At 58.7% G+C, this 312-nt stretch carries 1 protein-coding gene; it reads left to right on the top strand.

Annotated elements, in window-relative coordinates; genetic code table 11:
- On the top strand, positions 1-227 hold a 227-nt coding region (locus NE591_RS13780), incomplete at its 5' end, for a replication protein (RefSeq protein ID WP_256156923.1).
- Between the last annotated feature and the right edge of the window lie 85 nt (positions 228-312).

The raw sequence follows: 312 nt of genomic DNA, 5'->3' as shown, positions 1-312 counted from the left end.
ACGCCGATTACGCGGATCTCAAGACCCGCGATAACGACAAGTATGGGTACATCGGCGAGATGATGGCCTTCGTGGACGAGCAAGGCCAGTACTCGTATGCGTACCTGTTGCGCTTTGCGCGCGCGAACCGCCCCGAGTGGTTCCGCTGCCTTTGCGACAACGGTACATACGTCATGAAGGAGTACTGCAAGTCAGCCGCGTTTGATGCGCGGCAAGCGGCGCAGTAGTTGGGTCAATGCAGCATTCAGCGACCACGGGGGCTTTAGCCCTCGTTCGCGGAATGCGGAATTGACGCAACGGTCAAGCCACAAG

This window comes from Adlercreutzia sp. DFI.6.23 (assembly GCF_024462535.1).
GTDB classification, from domain to species: domain Bacteria; phylum Actinomycetota; class Coriobacteriia; order Coriobacteriales; family Eggerthellaceae; genus Adlercreutzia; species Adlercreutzia rubneri.
Note: the sequence above shows the minus strand (reverse complement) of the source record. Positions and strands in the feature narration are given on the sequence as shown.